The 25,007-nt window shown below is 68.2% G+C and carries 17 protein-coding genes and 1 tRNA gene; 9 read left to right on the top strand and 9 right to left on the bottom strand.

Features of this window, described 5'->3' with window-relative positions; genetic code table 11:
- Positions 1-133 precede the first annotated feature (133 nt).
- A complete protein-coding gene (locus tag OG203_RS21130; RefSeq protein WP_405167340.1) occupies positions 134-1,342 on the top strand; it encodes a cytochrome P450 in 1,209 nt (402 codons plus the stop codon).
- On the opposite strand, the gene OG203_RS21125 is transcribed toward OG203_RS21130, so the two are convergent.
- Positions 1,339-1,470, bottom strand: coding sequence for a hypothetical protein (locus OG203_RS21125; protein WP_405167339.1), 132 nt, complete (start codon positions 1,468-1,470; stop codon positions 1,339-1,341). The two genes, OG203_RS21130 and OG203_RS21125, sit on opposite strands and share 4 nt — an antisense overlap.
- 118 nt (positions 1,471-1,588) lie before the next feature.
- Between OG203_RS21125 and OG203_RS21120 the strand changes: the two genes are divergently transcribed.
- Entirely contained in the window at positions 1,589-1,933 is a 345-nt protein-coding gene (locus OG203_RS21120; RefSeq protein WP_405167338.1) for a DoxX family protein, read from the top strand.
- A 23-nt stretch (positions 1,934-1,956) separates the two neighbouring features.
- Here the strand turns inward: OG203_RS21120 and OG203_RS21115 are convergent.
- The 6 genes from OG203_RS21115 to OG203_RS21090 all read right to left on the bottom strand — a co-directional run bounded on the left by OG203_RS21115 (position 1,957) and on the right by OG203_RS21090 (position 8,241).
- Positions 1,957-2,029, bottom strand: a tRNA-Arg gene (locus tag OG203_RS21115).
- 150 nt (positions 2,030-2,179) lie between these two features.
- The gene (locus tag OG203_RS21110) at positions 2,180-3,097 is read right to left on the bottom strand and encodes an SAM-dependent methyltransferase (protein ID WP_405167337.1); all 918 of its coding nucleotides are present in this window, start codon (positions 3,095-3,097) and stop codon (positions 2,180-2,182) included.
- Positions 3,098-3,128: 31 nt separating this feature from the next.
- The gene (locus OG203_RS21105; RefSeq protein WP_405167336.1) at positions 3,129-4,484 is read right to left on the bottom strand and encodes a S41 family peptidase; all 1,356 of its coding nucleotides are present in this window, start codon (positions 4,482-4,484) and stop codon (positions 3,129-3,131) included.
- A gap of 103 nt (positions 4,485-4,587) precedes the next feature.
- The gene (locus tag OG203_RS21100; RefSeq protein ID WP_405167936.1) at positions 4,588-5,439 is read right to left on the bottom strand and encodes a DUF1542 domain-containing protein; all 852 of its coding nucleotides are present in this window, start codon (positions 5,437-5,439) and stop codon (positions 4,588-4,590) included.
- Positions 5,440-5,536: 97 nt separating this feature from the next.
- Entirely contained in the window at positions 5,537-7,018 is a 1,482-nt protein-coding gene (locus OG203_RS21095; protein WP_405167335.1) for a flavin-containing monooxygenase, read from the bottom strand.
- An 80-nt stretch (positions 7,019-7,098) separates the two neighbouring features.
- Positions 7,099-8,241 (bottom strand): acyl-CoA dehydrogenase family protein, encoded by a 1,143-nt coding sequence (locus OG203_RS21090; RefSeq protein WP_405167334.1) that lies wholly within the window; start codon positions 8,239-8,241, stop codon positions 7,099-7,101.
- 704 nt (positions 8,242-8,945) lie between these two features.
- Here OG203_RS21090 and OG203_RS21085 point away from each other — a divergent pair.
- From OG203_RS21085 to OG203_RS21070, 4 genes are all read left to right on the top strand, one after another.
- On the top strand, positions 8,946-9,332 hold the full coding sequence (locus OG203_RS21085) for an ArsR/SmtB family transcription factor (protein ID WP_405167333.1): 387 nt from the start codon (positions 8,946-8,948) through the stop codon (positions 9,330-9,332).
- Between the two features lie 47 nt (positions 9,333-9,379).
- Positions 9,380-10,411, top strand: a complete 1,032-nt coding sequence (locus OG203_RS21080; protein ID WP_405167332.1) for a cation diffusion facilitator family transporter — start codon at positions 9,380-9,382, stop codon at positions 10,409-10,411.
- Positions 10,412-10,490: 79 nt separating this feature from the next.
- Entirely contained in the window at positions 10,491-11,786 is a 1,296-nt protein-coding gene (locus OG203_RS21075; RefSeq protein ID WP_405167331.1) for a serine hydrolase domain-containing protein, read from the top strand.
- A 30-nt stretch (positions 11,787-11,816) separates the two neighbouring features.
- Positions 11,817-13,454, top strand: coding sequence for a long-chain fatty acid--CoA ligase (locus OG203_RS21070; RefSeq protein ID WP_405167330.1), 1,638 nt, complete (start codon positions 11,817-11,819; stop codon positions 13,452-13,454).
- Between the two features lie 55 nt (positions 13,455-13,509).
- Here OG203_RS21070 and OG203_RS21065 read toward each other — a convergent pair whose 3' ends face one another.
- Together OG203_RS21065 and OG203_RS21060 are read right to left on the bottom strand one after the other, a co-directional pair.
- Complete coding sequence (locus OG203_RS21065; protein ID WP_405167329.1) at positions 13,510-13,902, bottom strand: SCO5389 family protein; 393 nt, start codon at positions 13,900-13,902, stop codon at positions 13,510-13,512.
- A 63-nt stretch (positions 13,903-13,965) separates the two neighbouring features.
- Positions 13,966-15,012, bottom strand: a complete 1,047-nt coding sequence (locus OG203_RS21060; protein WP_405167328.1) for a nitronate monooxygenase — start codon at positions 15,010-15,012, stop codon at positions 13,966-13,968.
- Between the two features lie 249 nt (positions 15,013-15,261).
- On the opposite strand from OG203_RS21060, the gene OG203_RS21055 reads away from it, so the two are divergent.
- From OG203_RS21055 to OG203_RS21045, 3 genes are all read left to right on the top strand, one after another.
- Entirely contained in the window at positions 15,262-16,101 is an 840-nt protein-coding gene (locus OG203_RS21055; protein WP_405167327.1) for a M23 family metallopeptidase, read from the top strand.
- A 91-nt stretch (positions 16,102-16,192) separates the two neighbouring features.
- Positions 16,193-17,179, top strand: a complete 987-nt coding sequence (locus OG203_RS21050; RefSeq protein ID WP_405167326.1) for a DNA-binding response regulator — start codon at positions 16,193-16,195, stop codon at positions 17,177-17,179.
- A gap of 295 nt (positions 17,180-17,474) precedes the next feature.
- Positions 17,475-24,821 (top strand): amino acid adenylation domain-containing protein, encoded by a 7,347-nt coding sequence (locus tag OG203_RS21045; RefSeq protein WP_405167325.1) that lies wholly within the window; start codon positions 17,475-17,477, stop codon positions 24,819-24,821.
- The last annotated feature ends 186 nt before the right edge of the window (positions 24,822-25,007 follow it).

Genomic DNA, 25,007 nt, shown 5'->3' with positions numbered 1-25,007 from the left:
TCGGTGCGCGTGCGAAATGCGCTGAGCCGCACCGAGGTCGGACCGCCAACAGCGCGATGCCATATCCGCCGGGCTGGCGAAGTATGCCCGTGCATTCAGCGTTAGCGGCCTCCGGGCCGCGAGAGGACATCCAATGAATCAACCCATCCCGCACGGCCTTCCGATGGAACGCGATGTGAGCCCCTTCGACCCGCCGTCCGAGATCACCCGGCTGCGCGCGGCCCGCCCGGTCAGTCCGCTGGTCTTCCCCGACGGTCACGAAGGCTGGCTGGTCACCGGCTACGACGCGGTCCGCCAGCTCATGGCCGACACCCGGTTCAGCTCCCGTCCGGACATCGGCATCGTCCACGTGCCGTACGAGACCCCAGGCATGCCCACCGCGACCGAACCGTCCCCGCAGATCCCCGGCTTGTTCATCGCCATGGACCCGCCGGATCACACCCGCCTGCGGCGCAAGCTCACCGGCGCCTTCACGGTGCGGCGGATGCGGCAGCTCGAAGAACACATCATCGACATCACCGAACGCCAACTCGACGACATGTCGCGCCTGACCCCGCCGGTCGACCTGGTCAAAGCTTTCGCGCTGCCGGTGCCCTCGCTGGTGATCTGCGAACTGCTCGGTGTGCCCTACGCGGACCGCGAGAACTTCCAGGTCAACTCCGCCAAATTCCTGGTCAAGGAGCAGTCGCTCGAAGAGAAGATGGCCGCCTACGGCGCAATGACCAGCTATCTCGCCGAACTCGTCACACACAAACGCGCCGAACCCGACGACGACCTACTCTCCGACCTGGCCAACCAAGACGACCTCACCATCGAGGAACTGGTCGGCATCGCCTTCCTTCTGCTCCTCGCTGGCCACGAGACCACCGCAAACATGTTGGCACTCGGCACTTTCGCCCTCCTGGAACACCCCGAGCAGCTGGCCGAACTGCGCGCCGACCCAGACCTGGTGCCCGACGCAGTCGAGGAGCTCCTGCGCTACCTCTCCGTCGCCGACATCTTCTACCGCTACGCCACCGAAGACCTAGAGCTAGGCGGCGAAACCATCACCAAGGGCTCCACCGTCGTCGTGTCCCTACTGGCCGCCAACCACGACCCCAACCGTTTCCCCAATCCCGACACCCTCGACCTGCACCGCAAAGCCCGCGGCCACCTATCCTTCGGCCACGGCATCCACACCTGCCTCGGCCAACAACTGGCCCGCATAGAAATGCGCGCCGGTTTCGCCGGACTGGTACGCCACTTCCCAACCCTCGAACTGGCCATCCCCGCCAACGAGGTAAGCCTCAAATCCGACATGAACATCTATGGCGTCCACGACCTCCCGGTCACCTGGACCTAATGTGTCGGGTTCGCGGCTGTCGATTCCTGGAAGTCGACGAGTGCTTCTCCGTGCACCTGCGCCCACTCGGTCAGCATCGCTATCGGCTCCTGGAGCGTCCGGCCGAGCGGGGTCAGGTTGTATTCCACCCGTGGGGGGCGCCTCGGCATACCGTTGTCGATCTATGAGGCCGTTGTTCTGTAGGCGGCGCAGGGTCTGGGTGAGTACCTTGCGGGAGATCCCGCCGGACAAGGCGACAAGCTCGCTGTGCCGCTTGGGGCCGTCCTGCTCGCTCTGGCGATGCTCCAGTCCGGCGTGATGAAGTTCGTCCGTCCGGCGTGGGCACGTCAATTCGCGGAAGCGGTCCACCTCACCACTTCCCAGCTCAGCGCGCTCGGGAGCCTGCAGATCGCCGCGGCGGTCGGTCTCATCGGCGGCATCTGGTTCCCGATCGTCGCGATCGCCGCCGCGATCGGGCTGGTGCTCTACTTCGGCGGCGCGATCCTCGCCCACATCCGCACCGGCGACCGGAACATGTTGGGAGCCATCATCTTCCTCGCGTTCTCGATCGCGACATCGGTCGTGCTCGTTCTCCATGCTCGCCTCGCCTGAGCTCGCGAGGGCGTTCCTGATTGTGCCCTCGGCAGGATTCGAACCTGCGACACCCGCTTTAGGAGAGCGGTGCTCTATCCCCTGAGCTACGAGGGCTGAACTGGTGGCATCGATGATGCCGGTTGGGACGTCGGGGAGTCTACCGGGTCGGGGGGCTGAGGCCGAAATGGATTGGTCGTGATCAGGGGAACCGGGGTCGGGTTGGCGGGATGCGGCACCGGGGCCCTTGATCTTGGCAGGTCGGGGTTACTTGGTTCCTACCGCGATGATGTAGTCGGCCCATGGGCCCCAGAGGGTGAGGCCGGGGCGGCTGAAGGCTAGGCGGAGGGCGGGGTTGACGCGGCGCATGTCGTGGTCGCGCAGGCGCTTGTTGAGGTAGGTGGCGAGGGGGGTGTAGACGTCGCGGCGGATGGAGTAGGTGATGACGTTGGTGAAGCCCGCGTTGATCAGGGCCTGTCGGTAGTGGGTGATGTCGAAGATGTCTCGTTCGTGCAGGGCGCCGGGGAGGTGGCGCAGGCCGGGGCGGTCGGAGAGTTGGGCGATGGCCTGCGCGGCTCGGTTGGTTCGCGGCACGATGTCGGCGGTGACGAGCTTGCCGCCCGGTTGTAGTACGCGGTGCGCTTCGGCGAAAAACTTTGTGTACGAAGGGAAGTGAAAGGCGGACTCGAGGGCGGTGACCTTGGTGCACGATTCGTTCGCGCGCGGCAGGTCGATCGCGGAGCCGTATTCGTAGCGGATGCGGTGGTCGAGGCCGAGTTCGGCGGCGCGCCTGCTCGCGATCTCGATCTGTTCGACCGCGATGTTCATGCCGATGATCTGCTTCGGCTGGAACTCGTTGGCCCACAGGAAGTCCTGATCCCCGTAGCCGAAGCCGACGTCGAGCTGGATGTCGTCGGGACCGAGCTCCGCCTCGCGGGCCACCAGCCTGGCCAGATCCTTGCTCGCCTCATCGAGGGTGGCCGGATTGTCGCGCCAGTAGCCGAGATTGATGAACAACGAGTCCTCGCCGAACAGGTTCTGCGGGCCGACGACGTCGTAGGCCCGGCCGACCCGCTCGCTCGACGGCAGGAACGGCACCTTCGACCACTCGTAGCATTCCCTGGCCCAGCGCCGCGATCGAGTGCGGAAATCCTCGACCGGAATATCGGCAGTGGTCAGCGTCATGCTGACAGTCTCAGACAGTTTGCCATCGCAGTCAAGAGCCGCTGGTCAGCCAGCGCACCGCGCGATCGAAGGCGGAGTCGCGATCCTGGCCGAACTCGTCGTCGGTAAAGACCGGCTCGGTCAGCTCGGGCGGGATGCCTGCGCCGTCGAAGGTCCGGCCGTCCGAGGTCAGGAACAGCTCGTTCGGCACGCCGAACCACCAGTCCGCGTGCCGGTCGCCGGGCAGCTTGCGTTCCATCACATCGGAGAACACGCCCTGCGTCGGTTGGCCGATTCTTGTTGTGCGCGAAGGGCGTTCCAGCATCGCCTGGGTGAAGGTCTCGCCGGCGCTGACCGTGGAACCGCCGGTCAGGATCGCGATGGGGCCGGTGAAACCGGCGCGAGTCGGCTCGACGCGCTGCGGCTGGGGTTCGGTGCTGCGGGTCTTCTTGGCGTAGGCGAAGTACGGGCGGTCGGTGAGGCGGGCGGCCAGTTGCAGGCCGAGACTGTCTGAGCCACCGCCATTGACCCGCAGGTCCAGGATCAGTCCGTGCAGCCGGGTCAGCCGGTCCGCGGTGAAGATCGCGTCGAGGGCACGGTCGAGTTCGGCGCTGTCGGCGGCGAAGGTGCGTTCGGCGGTGTAGCCGCTGAACGAGGAGAGTCGCAGGTATCCGTAGTCCTGCCCGGGTAGGTCCGCATAGCCGATGCGGCCGTTGGCGAATTCGGTGAGCGGGTGCTGCTGGAGGTCGCGACGCTGGACGAACTCCTTGACCTGCTGGTCGAGTTGCGGACCCGGGACAACAGTGCCAGGCCTGCCCGCGCCGAAGAATCCGCTGTCGCCCGCCGAAACCACCACGTGGGCATCGTTGAGCGGTGCGACCATGTCCCGCAACACCGCGAAGAGTTCGGCGTCGTCACCGTGCTGCTCGGCGAGGGCGGCGTGATCGTGGAAGCGGTCCCGAACCTGTTGCCAGTCAATGCCTTTCGCCGCGAAGAACGGATAGTTCTCCTGGAAGGTCTGCCAGAACACATCGAAGGCGGTCGGCTCCGGGGAGCCGGTGCACGAGGCAGGCAGGGCGGGGAGGCGGCGCAGCGTGCGGTCGCCCGGCGAGCCGTCGATGTGCAGCGTGCCCCGATCCGGCTGGTCGCCGGGGCGCAGGGTGAGCACGTCCTTGCCCTTCGTGACGTAGCCGCCCGGCCGCGCGGAGCGGGTGGCCGTCTCGTCCTTCAGGCAGCTGAGCGCGGTCAGCTGGTAGGTCTCCAGCGTGTCGGCGTGCACGGCGAGCACGCTGCCGTAGTCGTCCACCTGCCAGAAACCGGCCGGAAACTCGGCGGCGACCGAGTTACCGCAGGCCGAGGTGACCGCAACCAGTGCGGCGGCGATGATCGCGGTTCGCTTGCGCTGCATGATCATTCGTCAACCGTGCGGCACGAGGGGGTGCGGCGGCAACCGGGTAGGCAGGCGAAAAAGGGGTGGGGCTAGCCGTACTCAGTTGCCGGACCGCCTCTGCTCAGAAGCTGCCGCCATCGAACCCGCCACCGCCGTCGAATCCGCCGCCGCCACTGTCGAACCCGCCACCATCCCAGCCACCGCCGTCGTATCCGCCCGCGTCACCGCCGGTGTCGTACCCAGCGGTGTCGCCGGAGTCGTATCCGCCGCTGTCCCCACCCGAGTCATACCCGCCGTCATTGCCCGCGGCGGCCAACCCGTCCTGGTACCCGTCGCCGTACCCGCTCTCGAACCCTTGCGCGTCGTACCCGACCCCGGACATCCCGGAGAACAGCGACGAGAACAGCAGCGCTGAACCGAGGCCCCAGGCCCCGCCGATCAGCGCGGGCTTCCACCACGGCTCGGAGTACCACCCCGCGGGCACCGGACGTCCGGCGACCCGGCCACCCGGGTAGTAGTTCGGTGTGGCCGAGGAGGGGTCCGGCGAGGCCGCGATCTCCCGGCCGTCGTGTTCGATGACCCGGTTCTCGGTGACCTTGCCCGCGCGATCTTGCCCGTCGAGCGCGGGGACCTCGGGGCCGGGATCCATGCCCATCGCACTACGCGCGGCCCGGATGTAATACAACCCTTCCAGCGCGGTCTGTTTGGCCAACCGCGCCTGGGCCGGTGTGCGCGCCTGATCGAGCTGCGATCCGGCGGCGATCTGCCGTTCGGACGCGTCGACCAAGGCCTGCTTGGCGGCCTCGTTGGAGCCGGTGAGGTTGTAGATCTGGCCGCCGAGCCGCTCGTTCACCTGGCGGGCATCGGCCAGCGCGTCGGCGAGTTCGTTCGCCGTGCGCTGCTTGCTCTGGCGGGACTGCAGCACGACAAAGGCGCCCACCGCCACGATCACCACGACGATCAGTAGCCACAACACCGTGCGCACCTCTTCTGTTGCCGGATCTCGAACAATGTCCAGTTTACTGGGCACTTGCTGAGACCCGGCTGAAAGCGACGGCGCGGCGGACCGCTCAGCGCGTCTCGGCCAGCGGCCGTTCGGCCTGCGCTTCGGCATAGTCGGCGAGGTCGAAAGTCCTTGTCTTCCACCGATAGAGCACGGTCGCGCCCGGCCAGTTGTTGGTGATGCGGCCCGCCGCGTTGCGATACCAGCTGGAACAGAAGTTCCACGGCGTATCTTTCAGCCGCCGCTGCAGCCAGTCGTCCCAGTGCTGTTCGGCGTTCGCGCGGGCGGCGAGATAGCGGCCGGGCCGGTCGGTGAGGTACTGCACGACCTGGCGGATGTAGCGTGCCTGCGATTCCAGCATGTAGATGATCGAACCGGAGCCGACATTGGTGTTCGGGCCGTACATCATGAACAGATTCGGGAAGTTCGGCACGGACAGGCCGAGGAAGGCGCGCGCGCCCTCGTCACCCCAGACGTCGGCCAGCTTGCGGCCGCCGAGGCCGTAGATGTTCATCGGCGCGAGGAATTCGGTGCCCTTGAACCCGGTGCCGTAGATGATGACGTCGACCGCGTGCTCGACGCCGTCGGCGGTGCGGATGCCGGTCGGGGTGATCGCCTCGATCGCAGTGGTCTCCACCGTGACGTTCGGTTGGGCCAGCGCCGGAAAGTACTCGTTGGAGAACAGGCCGCGCTTGCAACCGGCCGCGTAGTCGGGTGTCAGCTTCTCGCGCAGCTCGGCGTCGGGAACCTGCTTGTCCCGATGCCGGTCGGCCAGCGCGATCACCGGTGCCTTCATCGCCGGGATGTCGGTCAGCGCCAGCGCGAGCACCTCGAACAGCGACCAAATCGCGAACCGCTCGGCCAGCCGGGTCGGCGGCAGGTACTTGAACACGGCCTTGTGCGTGGTGCTGTATTCGGTGTCGAACTTCGGCAGCACCCAGGCCGCCGAGCGCTGGAACAGCGTGAGGTGCGCGGCATCGGGCTGGATGCGCGGAATGTATTGGATCGCACTGGCTCCGGTGCCGATGCAGGCGACCCGCTTACCGGCCAGCTCGACGGTGTGGTCCCACTCGGCGGAGTGGAAGGCCGGGCCTGCGAAGGTGTCGATGCCGGGAATGTTCGGCATGGCGGGCCGCGACAGCTGGCCGACCGCGGGCACGAAGAGGTCGGCGGTGAGCCGCGCGCCGTCCGCGGTGGTGATGGTCCATCGGCCGGTCTGCTCGTCGAACTCGGCGTCGGTCACCTCGGTGCCGAACCGGATGAACCGCGTCAGGTCGTGCTTCTCGGCGACGCCGCGCATGTACTCGTGGATGTCGCGCTGCTCCGAAAACCGCCGTGGCCAATCGGATTTGGGCTCGAACGACCAGGAGTACAGCGGCGACGGCACGTCACACGCGGCACCGGGGTAGGTGTTCTCCCGCCACACCCCGCCCAGATCCGCGGCGCGCTCAAGGATGGTGAACGTGTCGAGCCCGGCCCGCCGCAGTTCGAGCGCGACGCCGAGCCCGGCGAATCCCGCTCCGACAATGATGATGGACGGCGTTGTCATGATCCGAGCCTAAATGCCGAAACCGCAGGTCCGAAGAGATCCGCGGTCAATGAATCGACATTTTCGGCCATGGCCGCCGGTCAGTTCCCGGCGAGTTGGCGGGCGATGACGAGGCGCTGGATCTGATTGGTCCCCTCGAAGATCTGCATGACCTTGGCCTCGCGCATGTAGCGCTCGACCGGGAAGTCCTGGGTGTAGCCGTAGCCGCCGAGCACCTGGACGGCGTCGGTGGTGACCTTCATGGCGGCGTCGGTGGCGATGAGTTTCGCGACGCTGGCCTGGCGCGAGTAGGGGAGTCCGGCGTCGCGGCGGCGGGCGGCATCGAGGTAGGTGGCGCGCGCGGAATCGACGGCTGCGGCCATGTCGGCGAGTACGAAGCCGAGACCCTGATGGTCGATGATGTGGCGGCCGAACGCTTCTCGCTCCTTGGCGTAGGCGACGGCGTCGTCGAGGGCGCGCTGCGCCAAACCCGTTGCGACGGCGGCGATGCCGAGACGGCCGGAGTCCAGCGCACTGAACGCGATCGAAAGTCCTTGCCCCTCTTCACCGATCAGCCGTTCGGTGGGCAGGAACGCGTCGTCATAGGCGGCGGTGGTGGTCGGCACGGCGCGCAGGCCCATCTTCTCCTCTGGCTTGCCGAAGCTCAGGCCCTCGGTGTCGCGCGGCACCAGGAAGCACGAAATGCCGCGGGAGCCTTCGCCGGTGCGCGCGAACAGGGTGTAGAAATCGGCGCGGCCGCCATTGGTGATCCACGCCTTCGCGCCGTTGATCCGGTAGCCGCCATCGACTTTCGTCGCCCGGCAGCGTAGCGCGGCCGCGTCGGAACCCGCGTGCGGCTCGGAAAGGCTGTAGGCGCCGATGGTTTCGCCGGACAGCATGGTCGCGAGCCAGCGTTGCTGCTGCTCCTCGGTGCCGAAGGTGAACAGCGGATGGCAGGACAGGCTGTGCACGCTGACCGCCACCGCGACCGCCGCCCAGCGCGCCGCGAGTTCCTCCAGCACCTGCAGGTACACCTCGTAGGGCTGGGCGCCGCCGCCGAAGTCCTCGGGGTACGGCAGGCTCAGCAGCCCGGCCGCGCCGAGGGCGGGGAACACGCCGTCGGGGAACGTCCCGGTCTTCTCGCACTCGACCACCCGCGGCTCGAGCACCTTGTCGGCGATATCGCGGGTCAGCTCGAGCAGGTCCCGAGCCTCGGACGTCGGCAGCATTCGATCCACTGGCATGCCCCTACGCTAGCGAGCCGAGCGCGGTGACGGGTGTCAGGCCGTTACCGCCAGTCGAGCCGTGGTTGTGATCGATCGCTCAGGTCGAGTGGAACGTGTTGTGCCCGTTTGCCATCCGGCAGTCGGTACATTCGACGTACCCTCGCTGGAAGAATTCGATGGTGTGCGGCATCCCTCGCGGTCGAATCTCGCTCGCCGTGCTCGCGCCCGCGGCTGTGTCCGCGCCGAATTCCGCACGCCGATCGGGCCCGACCACATCGGTGGGGGGCTGTTGATGCAGTCTGAGTCCGTTCTCGCGCGCTGATGAATTTCCTACTGGCGCATCGGCTCGGCGGTCCGCGGCAGGCGCGCGGCTGAGGTAAAACGGCATAAAAGAACTGGTCGGCCTGGTATAGGCGTGCAGATGTAATTGCATTTCGCGGGCGTGAGCCTTGCTGCGGCGCGGGCGAATTCGCACTGGTCACAGCGGTAGCCACCGGTTGGCCGACCGCACGCGAGCGGCGGGTTTTGTCTCATTCGGATGTTGTTCGGCCGGTTAGCTGGCGTAGTAGCGCCAAAGCGACTAAGACAGTGAACGGTTCGATGGGGACGGACCGGCATGTCGGCGGCCACGCAGGGGGTGTCGCCGCCATTCCGGTCCGGTGGGGATGAACCCGGGCGATTCGAGCTGGCCGAGACCTATCCGGCTGGTCTATTATCTGCGTATGAATGCAGATAGCCAGGAAGGTCGGCCGCTCGCGGACGATCAGGTAAGCCTGGTTGTCGAGGTCTTCCGGATGCTCGCCGACGCGACCAGGGTCCAGGTGCTGTGGGCGCTCGTCGACCGCGAACTGTCGGTGAACGATCTCGCGGACCACGTCGGTAAACCCGCGCCCTCGGTCTCCCAGCATTTGGCCAAGCTGCGGATGGCACGCCTGGTCAGCACCCGCCGCTCCGGCACGACGATCTACTACAGCCTGGAGAACGAGCACGTCAGGCAGCTGGTCGTGGACGCGGTCCACAACGCCGAGCACGCGGGACCCGGCGTACCGGCGCATCACCGAGGCGAAGCCGCCGTGCGCGAACTACCGGAGACCGGCACATCGGCATGACCTGCACGAAATAAGGGACTGGACAACGGATCTCGGAGCGTGGCGTGATGAATACGACGGATGGGCACGGCGACCACCGGCACGATGGCAATGGCGGGCACCACCACGTCCACGGCCCGCATACCCACGAGCATCCGAAGGGATTGCGCGGGGCCGTGCGGGAGATCTTCGTGCCGCACAGCCACGATGCGGCCGACAGCGTCGATGACGCGTTGGCGGCCAGTGCCGTCGGCATTCGCGCGGTGAAGATCAGCCTCGCGGTACTCGGGGTGACCGCGATTTCGCAGGTGCTGGTTGTGGCGGTGTCCGGGTCGGTGGCGTTGGCGGCGGACACCATTCACAACTTCTCCGACGCGTTGACCGCGGTGCCGCTGTGGATCGCGTTCGCGCTCGGTCGGCGCGCGGCCACTCGGCGCTACACCTACGGGTTCGGTCGGGCCGAGGATCTCGCCGGCCTGTTCGTTGTCGCGATGATCGCGCTGTCGGCATTGGTGGCGGGGTACGAGGCGGTCCGCAGATTGCTCGCGCCGGTGCCGATCGAGCATCTGGGCTTGGTCGCTGTGGCCGGTGTGATCGGCTTTCTCGGCAATGAGACCGTCGCGCTGTACCGCATCCGGGTCGGGCGGCAGATCGGCTCGGCCGCGCTGATCGCCGACGGCCTGCACGCCCGCACCGACGGCTTCGCCTCGTTGGCCGTGCTGTTCGGCGCTGCGGGCGTCGCGCTCGGATTCCCACTGGCCGACCCGATCATCGGGCTGCTGATCACCGTCGCCATCCTCGCGGTACTGCGCACCGCCGCCCGTGATGTGCTGCGTCGTTTGATGGACGCGGTCGAGCCGGGCCTGGTGACCGCCGCCGAACAAGCCCTCGCCGCCGAACCGGGCGTGCAGGGCGTGCGCAGCCTGCGCATGCGCTGGATCGGACACCGGCTGCACGCCGACGTCGAATTGGACGTCGCCCCGACCATCACCCTCGCCGACGCCCACCGCGTCGCGCACGAGGCCGAGCACACCCTCACCCACGTCGTCCCCAAACTGAACACCGCCGTCGTACACGCCTATCCGGCGCACGCGGGTTGAGCCCAGCCCTGCCCGAGGGGGCTTACTGTTCGGTAGCATTCGCCATGTGATGTGGCTCATGGTTGGTGTGTGCTGAACCATGCTGACGCGCGTCCGGAACCTCTCGAAACTGCCTGACCTGCTCCATCGGAGCCGGATTCCGGAGGATCTGGAGTCCGTCGCGGCCATCGGCGCGGAGGCCGAACCGACCTATCTTGGGTTGCCACCCGATTACGCGGAGCGGATCTGGCGGCGGATGCAGCTGGTCTACCGCAGTGGGGTTCATCCGGCCATCCAGGTCTGTGTTCGCAGGCACGGCGTCGTCGTCTTCGACCGAGCGCTCGGCCACGCGCACGGCAACGGCCCGGACGATCACGCGGATACACCGAAGGCGCTCGCCACCCCGAGCACCCCGTTCGTCACCTACTCGGCTTCGAAGGGCGTCACGGCGTTCGTCGTACACCTGCTCGTCGACCGCGGCCTGGTCGAGCTGAACGCGCCGATCAGCAAGTACATCCCCGAATATGGTTGCCACGGTAAGGAATCCATCACCGTCGGGCAGGTGCTCGCGCACCGCTCGGGGGTGGCGAACCTGCCGAGGGAGGCGTTGACGGCCGAGGCCGTCGCGGATCGTGAACTGCTGGTACGGAATCTGTGCGCGGTGCGGCCGTCCGTGCCGCCCGGCCGATTCCAGTCCTACCACGCGCTGTCCGGCGGATTCATCCTCGGCGAGGTGGTCTACCGGGTCACCGGCACGGACATCCGCACCGTCCTCGACGAGGAGATCCTGCGCCCGCTGGCCTTCCGCTGGACCAATTACGGTGTGGCACAGCGGGACTTCCCCGCACTCGCCAGGAACTACCGGACCGGGCTCGCACCGATGCCGCCGCTGTCGCTCGCGATGGAGCGGCTGCTCGGGGTGTCCTTCGCGGAGGCCGTCGAAACCGGCAACGACCCCGCCTATCTCGGCATCATCGCGCCCGCCGCGAACGTGGTCAGCACCGCGAACGAGCTGTCGCGCTTCTATGAGATCTTCCGGCGCGGCGGCGAACTCGACGGCGTCCGGGTGATGCGGCCGGAAACCATTGCGGCCGCGCTTGTTCCGCAGTCGAGGATCGAGCCGGACCTGTCGCTCGGCATGAACTTCGGCTTCGGGTACGGCCCGATGCTCGGCGGCCGGGTGGTGAGCCTGTACGGCCCCGACACCCGCCGCGCCTTCGGCCATCTCGGCTTCACCAACAACGCGGCCTGGGCCGACCCCGAGCGCGCGCTGTCATGCGCCGTGCTCACCAGCGGCAAACCGATCCTGTATCCCGAACTGATCCGCTGGGTCGGACTCCTGTACGGGATCACCTCGGAGACACCGAAGGTGGCCGAAACAGACTTGGCTTTCTGAGTGGAAGTCACTGAAGAAAAAGGAGTTCCGATGTTGAGCACTATGCAGGACGAGCCGTTGTCGCTGGCGACGTTGCTGCGCTACGCATCGACGTTTGTCGGCGATTCGACCGTGTCCACCTGGACCGGTACAGGCGTGCGCACCATGACCTATCGCGAACTCGGCGCGGACGCGGCGCGGCTGGCGAACGCGTTGCGCGAGCTCGGCATCGGCATCGGCGATCGAGTCGGCACCTTCATGTGGAACAACAACGAGCACATGGTCGCCTACATCGCGGCACCGGCGATGGGGGCGGTGCTGCACGCGCTCAACATCCGGCTGTTCCCCGATCAGCTTGTCTACGTGGCCAATCACGCCGAGGACAAGGTGGTGCTCGTCGACGGCACGCTGCTGCCGATGTTCGCCGAGTACCTGCCGAAGCTGAAGACGGTCCGCCACGTCATCGTGGTCAACGGTGACGCGTCGACGCTGTCCGCGCCCGAGGGCGTACAGGTGCACTCCTACACCGAACTCCTTGCCGCGCATCCGGATACCTACGACTTCCCGCTGATCGACGAACGTTCCGCTGCCGCAATGTGTTACACCTCAGGCACCACCGGCGACCCGAAGGGCGTGGTGTATTCGCACCGCTCCAACTGGCTGCACGCCATGCAGGTGTGCTCGCCGAGCGGGATGGCCTTCTCCGGCCGCGACTCGGTGCTCGCCATCGTTCCGCTGTTCCACGCCAACGCCTGGGGTATCCCGTACGCCGCAATGATGTCGGGCGCGAATGTGCTGATGCCCGACCGTTTTCTGCAGCCGGGCCCGCTGCTGGAGATGATGGCCGCGCAGCAGCCGACCTTCGCCGCCGCGGTGCCGACCATCTGGGGTGGCGTGCTCGCCGGGCTGGCCGCGCACCCGCAGGACATCACGCATCTGCGCACGGTGGTCGTCGGCGGTTCCGCGGTGCCGCCGTCGATGATGCGGGCGTTCCAGGAAAAGCACGGCGTACGCGTCCTGCACGCGTGGGGCATGACCGAGACCTCACCGCTCGGCAGCGTCGCGCACCCGCCGGTCGGCGTGACCGGCGACGAGGAATGGGAGTACCGCTACACCCAGGGCCGGTTCCCGGCGACCGTGCAGGCCCGCCTGGTCGCCGACGACGGCACCGTTGTCCCGAACGACGGAGAAGCGCTCGGCGAGTTGGAGGTTCGCGGGCCGTGGATCACCGGCTCCTACTACTCGCCGGACGGCGCCGAGGTGGACCCGGACAAGTTCGACGACGGCTGGCTGCGCACCGGTGACGTCGGCAAGATCAGCAAGGACGGCTACCTCACCCTGGTCGACCGGTCCAAGGACGTGATCAAGTCCGGCGGCGAATGGATTTCGTCGGTGGACCTGGAGAACGCCGTGATGGGGCACCCGGCCGTCGCCGAGGCGGCCGTGATCGGTGTGCCGGACGAGAAGTGGGACGAGCGGCCACTGGTGGCGATCGTGCTTGCCGATGGCACCGACGCGAAGGCCGACGAGCTGCGTGACTTCCTCGCCGACAAGTTCGCGAAATGGCAACTGCCGGAACGCTGGACGTTCATCGCCGAGGTGCCGAAGACCAGCGTCGGCAAGTTCGACAAGAAGCGCCTGCGTGCCCAGTACGCCGATGGCGACCTGACGGTCACCACGCTGTCCTGAGCACAGCTTGCCCGGCGCGGAATCGGTTGCCGCGCCGGGCTTCTGCGTCGGACGATCAGCAGTTGCGCAGTTCCGGGCTCTGATTCAGCAGCTGAGCCCTGGTACCGATGAACGTGCTGTAGGTGTCGCCGCCGACCGCGGCGAGCGGGAATGCCGCCACCCGATGGCAGTTCTGGAAGGCGAGCTTCACGCCGAAGTGCCGCTCGAGGCCGCCGCGGATCGCGTCGGAGGCCATGGCGCGCAGCAGTTGCCCGCGCGCGACCTCGTCCGGCGGCGGAACCACGTTGTCGGCGTATTCGGCTGTGCCGGAATGCAGTTCACCGGCGACGCGGCTGACCACCTCCCAGGCGTAGGGCAGCGACTGGCGGACAACCTCGACGAAATCGGCGTCGTCGACTTCGCCGCGTTCGGCGCGTTCGAGCAGTGGGGCTGGGACATCGAGGGACATAGCGCTCTCCTCCAAGGGTGGATGGCCGATGCGATGTGTCCCGATTCTAATCGAAAGTCGTTGTCAACAAGCCTGGATTCGCCGCGAAAGTGCCGCTTTCAGTGCGGCTTTCGTATCGGCGGCCAGGGTGCGAACCAGTTCGCCAGCCGGTAACTCCGGTGCCAGGGTGTGCGTTTGCCCCGCCCAGAGGTTCACGTTGTCCGGGTTGCCCGCCGCCCGCGCCTCGGCACGCAAAGGCGCGGTGGCGTAATGGATCTCCGGGTAGGCGACGGGTGCGTTCGCGCTGTGCTCGACCATGAACTGGTTGCGCAGGCCGCGGGCCTGGCGGCCGGTGAACGCGCGGGTGAGCATGGTCGGGGTATCGGCGCTCAGCGCGGCGCGGTGCACGGCATTGGTGCCGGCCTCGGGGCAGCGCAGGAACACCGTGCCGAGTTGTGCGGCCGCCGCGCCCGCCGCGAGTGCTGCCGCGATGCCGGCGCCGGTGCTGATGCCGCCGGTGGCCACAACGGGCCGGTCGCTGGCGGCGGTCAGGATTTGCAACAGGGCGAGCACGCTGAGCGGATCGGTGGCGTCGTCCTCGGGCCGGTCGACGAAGGTGGCCCGATGCCCGCCCGCCTCCGCGCCCTGCGCGATGAGCACATCGGCGCCGCGCTCGACAGCGATCCGCGCTTCAGCCGCCGAGGTCACGGTCACCCAGCTCTCGGTGCCGACGGCGCGCAGCCTGGCGATCGCCTCGGCGCTCGGGCAGCCGAAGGTGAAGGAGACGACCGCGACCGGATCGGCGACCAGCAGATCCAGCTTGGCCGCCCAGTCGTCGGTGTCGTACGCGGCGTCGCCGAGTGTGTGCTCGCGCGCGAGTTCGGCGAGGTAATCCGCGAACTCGGCGGCGGGGGTGGCCGGGCCGGGCACGAAGAGATTGACGCCGAACGGTGCGTCGGTCGCGGCGCGGGTTGCGGTGATCCTGGCGGCGGTATCGGTCGCGCTCAGGTAACCGGCGGCCAGCAGGCCGAAGCCACCGGCCGCGGCGACCGCGACGGTCAACTCGGGAGTAGAGGGCCCACCGGCCATCGGGGCGAGGACGATCGGGACGTTCAAGTCATCGATGATCACGGCTCCAGTTTGACCTACTGGACGTATGACCCGGTGTTTACCTGCGTCTTTGCCGGACAAGGTTGCGGAATGGTCACGACGAGGTAGAGTTCCCGTCACAACGGATGCCAAACCGTTACATCGCAGACCTTCACCGGATCGTTATAGAACCGGTTGGCGACAGGCCCGGCACCGCTGAACCAACTGTTCTTCGGACGCAAGGACGCAGCCGTGTCGCACCATCGGGTAGGCCCCAGTTCCATAACCGTCATGAGCCTTATCGGCGATGATATCGCGGGTCGGCCGACGCGGCATCGCGTCGAGTCGACCGCCGCCGACCGGGTGAAGGTCGCCGCCGGTGTCGCGGTCGCCGCGGGCGCCTTGATCGGCACCGTCTCCCAGATCGCCCCGGCCGTCGCCAGTCCGCTGCTGCCCGGTTCGCACGACGGCGACGAGGCGGCCGCCGCCAACGCCCCCATGACATTCCGGGGCACCGGCATTCTGCCGGTCGCCCAGACCAAGGCCATCACCCCCGCGCCGGAGGCCGCTGCCCCCGAGGCGCCGGTCGCCACCCCGGTCGCCGCTCCCGCCGCCGCACCGTTCGGCCTGCAGAACCTGCCGCCGGAGATCGCGGGCCCGCTCGCGCAGGCCGAGCAGATCCTCAAGGGTGTGCAGCAGCAGGCCGCGCCCGCGCCCGCCCCGATGGGCGCGGTGCGTCCGGTCGGCGGCGAGATCAGCTCCGGCTTCGGCAGCCGCTGGGGCGAAATGCATTACGGCCTCGACTTCGCCGACCAGATCGGCGCCCCCATCCACTCGGTCAGCAGCGGCACCGTGATCGAGGCCGGCCCCGCGTCCGGCTTCGGCCTGTGGATGCGCGTGCAGCAGGACGACGGCACCATCGCCGTCTACGGGCACGTCAACGAGATGCTCGCGCACGTCGGCCAGCGGGTGAACGCGGGCGACGTGATCGCCACCGTCGGCAACCGAGGCAACTCCACCGGCCCGCACCTGCACCTGGAAATCTGGGACAAGGACGGCACCAAGATCGACCCGATGCCGTACTTGGCCGCCAAAGGGGTGCCGCTGCAGTGGGGCCCCTCCGCGCACTGATTCCGCTGCCCGGCTTGATATTCCGCCGATCCATCCACCCGCTCGTGGCCAGGATGCCCCATCAGGACCGGTCGGTCGATAGGCTCGGGCCGTGACAGAGCTGGGCGACATATTCGAGCCTGGATCACCGCACGGCCGCACCTATGCCGTGCTGGTGCATCATCCGCGATCCGATCTCACCGATATCGCGCAGTACCTTGGCGTTTCGGAAGAGACCGCCGCGGCCTCACTGAACGTGCTGTGTGACTTGCGCGCCGCCGTTCGGGTGGCGACGCCCGACGGCACGTCCGTGGTGTGGGACGCGCATGCCCCGGAGTCGTTGTCGGAGGCCGAGGCTCGGCGACGGCAACAGCAGATCAACCAGATGCACACGGCCGCAGCGCGGCTCAGCGAGACGTTCCGTTCGGTGCGGCGCTCGCCGCGCAGCAACGGCGCCGTGGTTCCGGTCTTCGAACGCCTGGAAATGCTCGCCGATTTCGAGGAGATGCAGACCAGCGCGCGCACCTGCGTCAAGGTCGTCGAGCGCGGGCCCTACCTCAGCGATATCGAGCGCGAGCGACAGTTGTTCCAGCTCAAGCGAGGTCGGCTCGGCGAGGGCATCCGCTACCAAACGCTCTACCAGGACACCATCTATCAGGATCCGGAACGGCTGCGCCACGCCCTGTCCACCAATGCCAGTGGGGCACAGGCGCGCACGCTGCCCGAGCCGCCGTTCAAAATGATCATCAGCGACGACGAACGCGCTAGCCTGGTGCTGCATGTTGACGAACGCCGCCCCGACCCGATGGGCGTGCGGATCACCGGCTCACCCGCGCTGGACATGCTGATCAAAACGTTCGACGTGCTGTGGTCACTGGCCGCCCCGATTTCGGTGAACCCGACCGCGGAGGCCCTCGACGAACGCGACCGCGCCATCCTGACCCTGATGGGTCTCGGTGCCACCGACGACACCATCGCGCGACGCCTCGGGATGTCTCGGCGTACTGTGGTCCGCCGGACCGCGCGACTGCTGGAGCGGCTCGGCGCGAGCACCCGATTCCAGGCCGGGGTGCAGGCAACCCGGCGTGGTTGGTTGTGAACTAGTTCACCGATCCGGGTACTCCTGCAACACGACCGGTCCGATACCGATATAAACCGTGGCATCTGGCAAGACACCGCTTCCATGGGGGTAGCGGCGGATGTGTGACCAAGAACAGGAGCCGAACTAGGGGGGCGCGGACCGCTGTCAGTGGTCCGTCAGTAATCCAAGACAGCAGGCGTGGCCACCGATCAGTCCCTTATATGATTGCTCGGACCGCGCTGGCCCCGGACGATACGCCCTCGATATGGGTAGGGCCGGGTCCTAGCTCGATGCGAGAGGTGAATGCACTCGAATGGAAACTGCCCGTCGTTCCGCTCGTGGTAGCCGTCGCCGCAGGTCGGGCAGCCCGCTGTTCGGGCAGTTGCTGACCGCCGCCGTCGAATCCGAGGCCAATGAGGTCGCCGTCCGATTCAATCCGTCGGGTCAGCTCGACGACGAACGCCAGCTCACCTACGCCCAACTGGACGCGACCTCCTCGCGGCTGGCCAGGGAACTGATCGAGCGCGGTATCGGACCGGGCGACGTGGTCGCCATCGGGATCGCCCGCAGCCTGCAGTCGGTCGTCGCGGTGTGGGCCATCGCCAAGACCGGCGCCGCGTACGTGCCGGTGGACCCGGCCTACCCGACCGACCGCATCAACCACATCCTGTCCGACTCCGGCGCCACCGTCGGGCTCACCACCTCGGCGCACCGCCCGGTGCTCGGCACCGGCGTGTACTGGATCGAGCTGGACGACCCGGTGCAGGCCGCGCGGATCGCCGCGCGGCCCGAGCACCCGATCTCCTACACCGACCGGGTGCGTCCGCTGGACGAGCGGCACCCGGCCTACGTCATCTACACCTCCGGTTCGACCGGGCGGCCCAAGGGCGTCGTTGTCACGCACACCGGTCTGGCCGGTCTGGTCGCCGCCGAACGCGAGCACTACGGGGTGACCGCCGATTCGCGGGTGCTGCACGTGTGCTCGCCGAACTTCGATGTGTCCGTGCTGGAGTTGCTGCTCGCCTTCTCGACCGGGGCGACACTGGTGATCGCGCCGCCGTCGGTCTTCGGCGGCTACGAGCTCGCGGATCTGCTGCGCCGCGAACGGGTCACGCACATGCTGATCACGCCGGGCGCCCTGGAATCGGTCGACCCGACCGACCTGGACGACCTGCGGGTCGTGGTGGTGGCCGGCGACAAGTTCGGGCCGGAGCTGGTCGGCCGCTGGGCCGCCGATCGTGAGTTCTACAACGGTTACGGACCCACTGAGGCCTCCATTCTCGCGACGAGCTCGGCGCGGATGCTGCCGAACGACGCCATCACGATCGGCTCGGCGATTCCGGGAGTCGGTGCGTTCGTGCTGGATTCGCGGCTGCGGCCGGTGCCAGCCGGTGTGGTGGGCGAGCTGTATCTGTCGGGTCCCGCACTCGCCCAGGGGTATCTGGGCAAGCCGGGGTTGACCGCGGAGCGCTTCGTGGCCAGTCCGTTCGGCGCGGATACCGATACCGCTGGCGCGCGGCTGTACCGCACCGGAGACCTGGTGCGTCGCAGCGAAGCCGGGGACGGCGGCGTTATCGAATATCTCGGGCGCTCGGACTTCCAGGTCAAGATCCGTGGCTTCCGTATCGAACTCGGCGAGATCGACAACGCGCTGACCGCGCACCCCGACATCGACTACGCGGCGACGCTCGGCAAGACGCTGCCGTCCGGTGCCACCGCGCTGGTGTCCTACGTACTGCCAAGGGCCGGAAGCACCGTCGACACCGGCGAACTCGCCGAGTTCATCGGAGAGTCGCTGGCCGGGTACATGATTCCAGCCGCGATCATGGTGCTCGACGAGATCCCGCTGACCCCGGTCGGCAAGCTGGACCGCGCGGCACTGCCCACGCCGGTGTTCGCCGCCAAGGCATTCCGCGCCCCATCGACGCCGGTGGAGGAGATCGTCGCCGACGTGTTCGCGGCACTGCTGGTGTCCGGGGACGAGGGGCGCGTCGGCGTCGATGACGACTTCTTCGAACTCGGCGGCAACTCGCTGCTCGCCGCGCAGGCCGCCGCCCGAATCGGCTCGGCGCTGCAGGTGCGGGTGCCGGTGCAGCTGCTGTTCGAGGCGACCACCGTTGCCGCGCTCGCCGAACGGGTTGAGCAGCACGCGGGTTCGGCCGCCGGACAGGCATTGCACGCGAGGCCGCGCCCAGCCAGGGTGCCGCTGTCCTACGCGCAGCAGCGGATGTGGTTCCTGAACCGGTTCGATCCGGCCAGTGCCGTCAACAACATTCCGGCCGCGGTCCGGCTGTCCGGCCACCTCGATTCCGCCGCGATGCGCGCCGCCGTGCGCGACCTCGCGGAGCGGCACGAGGTGCTGCGCACGCTGTATCCCGAGGTGGACGGCGAGGGCTACCAGCGGGTGCTGCCGACCGGAGATCCGCGCGCGGTACCGGAATTGGTGATCGAACAGGCCACCGAGGCCGAGCTGCCCGGACTGGTCGCCGCGGTGGTGACCGAGGGTTTCGACGTGACCGTCGCGCCGCCGGTGCGGGTGCGGCTGCTCGAGCTGAGCGAAACCGAGCACGTGCTGGTCTGCGTGGTGCACCACATCGCCGGTGACGGCTTCTCGATGGGCCCGCTGACCCGCGACCTGATGGCCGCCTACCTGGACCGGCTGCGCGGTGGCGCGCCGGAATGGCCGCCGCTCGAGGTGCAGTACGCCGACTACGCCATCTGGCAGCGCGAGATCCTCGGTGCCGAGGACGACCCGGAATCGGTGCTTGCCAAGCAGATCGACTACTGGCGGACCGAATTGGCCGCGCTGCCCGAGCAATTGGAGCTGCCCGCCGACCGGCCGCGTCCGGCCGTCGCGTCCAACCGCGGCGCAACGCTCGCCTTCGAGATCGGCCCTGACGTGCACGGCGCGCTGAGCCGCCTTGCGCACAGCCACAATTCGACGCTGTTCATGGTCGTGCACGCCGCGCTCGGGGTGCTGCTCGCCCGCCTGTCCGGCACCAGGGATATCGCCGTAGGCACCCCGGTCGCCGGTCGCGGTGAGGCCGCGCTGGACGACCTGATCGGCATGTTCGTCAATACCCTTGTGCTGCGCGCGGATATCGATTCCGGCGCGACGTTCGACGAGCTGCTGCGCGAGGTGCGCCGCATCGACGTCGAGGCGTTCGGCCACGCCGACGTGCCGTTCGAACGGCTGGTGGAACTGCTGGATCCGGCGCGCTCGACGGCCAGGCACCCGCTGTTCCAGGTGATGCTGACCTTCCAGAACCTGGCGCGCACCGAACTGGAACTGCCGGGTCTCTCGGCGGCGGCGGTGGACCTGGCGATGCCGCTTGCCAAGTTCGATCTGCAGCTTGCCCTGGTCGAGCGGATCGACAGACACGGTGCGGCGGAAGGCATTTCGGCCGCCTTCACCTACGCCACCGACCTCTTCGACGAGGCGACCGTGCAGGACTTCGCCGACCGCTTCGGCCGGATCCTGGCCGCGATCGCCGCCGATTCCGGCGTCACCGTCGGCGATATCGACGTGCTCGCACCGGGTGAGCGGGATCTGGTGCTGCACGAGTGGAACAGCCAAGGCGCCTCGGTGCCCGAGGTGACACTGGTCGATCTCATCGGCGCGCAGGCGCGCAGGCGGCCGGACGCGGGCGCGATCCGCTTCGGCGACACCACGTTGACCTTCGGTGAGTTGCAGCGCCGCGCCAACAAGGTGGCGCGGGCGCTGATCGCGCAGGGCATTGGTCCGGAAGCGCTTGTCGCCGTTGCGGTTCCGCGCACCGAGGAGCTGCCGGTCGCGCTGCTCGCTGTCCTCACCGCCGGTGCCGGGTATCTGCCGATCGACACCACCTATCCCACGCAGCGGCTGGAGTTCATGCTCGCCGATGCCGCCCCGGCGTGCATCCTGACCACCGCCAGCGAGCTGGAATCCGTTCCCGTCGGCGATATTCCGGTCATCCTGCTGGAGGACACGGCGGACTTCGCCGATGCTCCGGTGCGCTCGTCCGAGCGGACCGCGCCGCTGCGGCCGGACAACCTGGCCTACGTCATCTACACCTCCGGCTCCACCGGCGTGCCCAAGGGTGTCGGCGTCGCGCACCGCAATGTGGTGCAGCTGTTCGCGAACACCCAGCTGCAGTTCGAGTTCGACGAGACCGACGTGTGGACGCTGTTCCACTCCTTCGCGTTCGACTTCTCGGTGTGGGAGCTGTGGTGCGCGCTGGCCAACGGCGGCACCGTCGTCGTGGTCGACTACCTGACCTCCAGGTCGCCGGAACTGTTCCGCGAGTTGCTGATTCGCGAACAGGTCACCGTGCTCAACCAGACCCCGTCGGCGTTCTATCAGCTCGCCGAGGCCGACCGGGCCGCGCAGACCGCCGATCAGGCCAAGTTCGCGCTGCGCTACGTGGTGTTCGGCGGCGAGGCGCTCGACCTGCGCCAGCTGCAGCGCTGGTACGAGCGGCACGCGGTGGACGCGCCGTGGCTGGTCAACATGTACGGCATCACCGAAACCACGGTGCACGTGTCGTTCCTGTCGCTGGACGAGCAGATGGTCGACAACGCCGCGAGCGTTATCGGACGCGCGCTGCCCGGCCTCGACGCCTACGTGCTCGAGGATCGGCTGCACCCGTCGCCGGTCGGCGTGGCGGGCGAGATCTATGTCGCCGGTACCCAGCTGTCTCGCGGCTACCTGGGCCGCCCCGGCCTTGCCGCGACCAGGTTTGTCGCGAATCCGTTCGGCGCGCCGGGATCTCGGATGTATCGCACCGGCGATATCGGCCGCTGGGTCGGCTTCGGCGGGCAGGCGACGCTCGAGTACGCCGGTCGCGGCGATCAGCAGGTGCAGTTGCGCGGCTTCCGCATCGAGCTCGGCGAGATCGAGTCGGCGCTGGTGCGCTGCGCCGGTGTGAGCCAAGCGGTCGTGCTGGTCCGCGCGGACGAGAACGCGGGCGACCGGCTCATCGGATATGTCGTGCCCGACAGTGGCGTTCAGCTCGACCCGGTCGAATTGCGTAGCCAGGTCGGCGAATTCCTCACCGGCTACATGGTTCCGGACGCGCTCGTCGTGCTTGACGCGCTCCCGCTGACGCCGAACGGCAAGCTGGACCGAAAGGCACTGCCCGCACCGGAATTCCACAGCACGGCCACTTTCCGCGCCCCCGGCTCGCCGGTCGAGCAGGCGGTCGCCGAGGTGTTCGCCGGTCTGCTCGGCGCCCGCGAGATCGGCCTCGACGACGACTTCTTCGGCCTCGGCGGTAACTCGCTGCTGGCTACCAGGGTGGTCGCCAGGATCAACGAGGCGCTCGACGCGAACCTCGTCGTGCGCGAGCTGTTCGAGTCGCCGACCGTGGCGGCGCTGGCCGCCCGCGTAGTGCCCGGCGCGGCCAAGGCGTCCGGCGCGCGGCCGCCGCTGGCTCGGATGCCGCGCACCGATCGGGTGCCGTTGTCGCTTGCCCAGCAACGGATGTGGGTGCTCAACCAGTTCGATCCCGAGTCGCCCGCCTACAACATCCCCCTCGCGATTCGGCTTTCCGGCGTGCTCGACGTGCCAGCACTGCGCAACGCCGTCGCCGATGTGCTCGAGCGGCACGAGACACTGCGCACCCGCTACCCCGCCGATCCGTCCGGGGCGGCCTACCAGGAGATCCTCTCGGTCAGCGCGTCGCTGCCCGGCGGCCTGGAGACCGTGTCCACCGCGGATCCGATCGGCCGCATCACCGAGCTGATGTCCACCGGTTTCGATGTGACGCAACAGGTTCCGGTGCGCGCGCTGTTGCTCGCGGTCGGACCGGACGAGCACCTGCTCGCACTGGTGGTCCATCACATCTCCGCCGACGGCGCCTCGATGGCCCCACTGGCGCGTGACCTGGTGACCGCGTATCTCGCTCGGATCGGTGGCAATTCGCCGCGCTGGTCGCGGCTGGAGGTGCAGTACGCGGACTTCGCCAGCTGGCAGCGCACGGTCATCGGCACCGATGACGACGAGAACTCCATCGCGGCACGGCAATTGGCGTACTGGCGCGAACAGTTGGCCGGGCTCACCGGCGAGCTGAACCTGCCGCTGGACCGCCCGCGCCCGGCGGTTCCGTCGATGCGCGGCGCCTCGACCGGCTTCGCCGTATCGGCTGATATGCACGCGGCGCTGGTTCGCCTTGCCCGCGAACACAATTCGACGCTGTTCATGGTCGTGCACAGTGCGCTGGCCGTGCTGTTGGCCCGGCAGTCGAACAGCAGCGATATCGCCATCGGCACGCCGATCGCGGGTCGCGGCGAACGCGCGCTGGACGAGCTGGTCGGCATGTTCGTCAACACGCTCACGCTGCGTACCGCTGTCGAGCCCGCCGTCACCTTCGCCGAACTCGTCGATCGGGCCCGCGAGACCGACCTCGCCGCCTTCGCCAACGCGGACATCCCGTTCGAGCGGGTCGCCGAGGTGGTCGCCGCCGGTCACGCGTCGGTCTACAACCCGCTGTTCGGCGTGGTGCTCTCGTTCCAGAACAACGAGCAGCCGACGCTGGAACTGCCAGGCCTGACGATCACCGGACTGGACGGCGGCGAGATCGCGGCCAAGTTCGACCTACAGGTCAACGTCGACCCGCGACACAGCGCCGACGGCACGCCCGACGAGCTGATCACCGCGATCACCTACGCGACAGACCTTTTCGACGAGTCGACGGTGCAGGCGCTGTGCCGCAGGCTCGAACGGGTGCTGAGCGCGGTGGTGGCCGATCCGCAGGTGCGGGTCGGCGATATCGACCTGCTCGACGCCCAGGAGCGCGAGCGGGTGCAATCCGCCGCGGAATCGGCACAGGAGCCGAGCGCGGCGGGCGCGACGGCCACCACCGGAACCGCGCTGACCCAGGCGCTGACCGCGGTCGTCGAGGACGACCCCGATGGCCCCGCGCTGGTGTTCGGTGAGGACGCGGTGTCCTATCAGGAACTCGACGCGCGCTCGTCGCGCCTGGCGCGGGTGCTCGCCGCCCGTGGCTGCGGCCCCGGCGACGGTGTCGCCGTCCGGCTCGACCGCGGCGTCGACGCGGTGGTCGCCACCTGGGCGGTGCTCAAGGCCGGTGCCGCCGTGGTTCCGGTCGCGTCGGTCGACGCACCGATTCCGGCGGGTCCGGTCGTCAAGGTCGGCCTCACCGGTGCCGCGGCGCCCACGTCCGGCGATGTCGACTGGCTCGTGCTCGACGATCCGGCGGTGGCCGCCCAGATCGCGGCCGAATCGCCGCGGCCGGTGACCTACGCGCATCGCACCCGCGTGCTGCGCGGCACCGACCCGGCCTTCGTCGGGGCGCGCACGCTCGCCTACGACGAGTTGGCCGGCGCGGCAGACCAGTTGCGCACGGACACCGAGCTGACCTTCGAGTCGCGCACCTACCAGTTCGGCGGTCCGGCGGAGCTGGCGCTGATCGAGGCGGTGGCGGCGGGGTCATGCGGTGCCTCCATGGTGCTCGTGCCCGACGATGCCGACCTGGCCGAGGCGCTGGCCGACGAGTGGGTCAGCCACCTGCTGACCGACCGCGCCGGACTCAGTACCCTCGACCCGGTGGCATTGGCAGATCTACGGGCCGTGGTGCTCGCCGACGACGGCGATGTCGAGAGCGCATGGACGCAGGTAGCGACGGTCATTGCCCTGTCCGATCTGCTGCGTGCGGGGTAAAAGCCGCCAAGTACCGTGTGCAAGCCCCTAAAAACATGACTAGGGTCACTCGGGACCGGTTCGCCGAATCAGGGCGGCCGTCGCAAGTACGGCGTCAACGTGTTCGACAGGCAGGATGAGCAGAGTTTCATGGTTCGGGTAGTGGGGGACGTGCGTGCGAATGGTCGACGGGGCAGTAACACCCTG

It is taken from the genome of Nocardia sp. NBC_01499 (assembly GCF_045040275.1).
GTDB lineage: Bacteria > Actinomycetota > Actinomycetes > Mycobacteriales > Mycobacteriaceae > Nocardia.
Note: the sequence above shows the minus strand (reverse complement) of the source record. Positions and strands in the feature narration are given on the sequence as shown.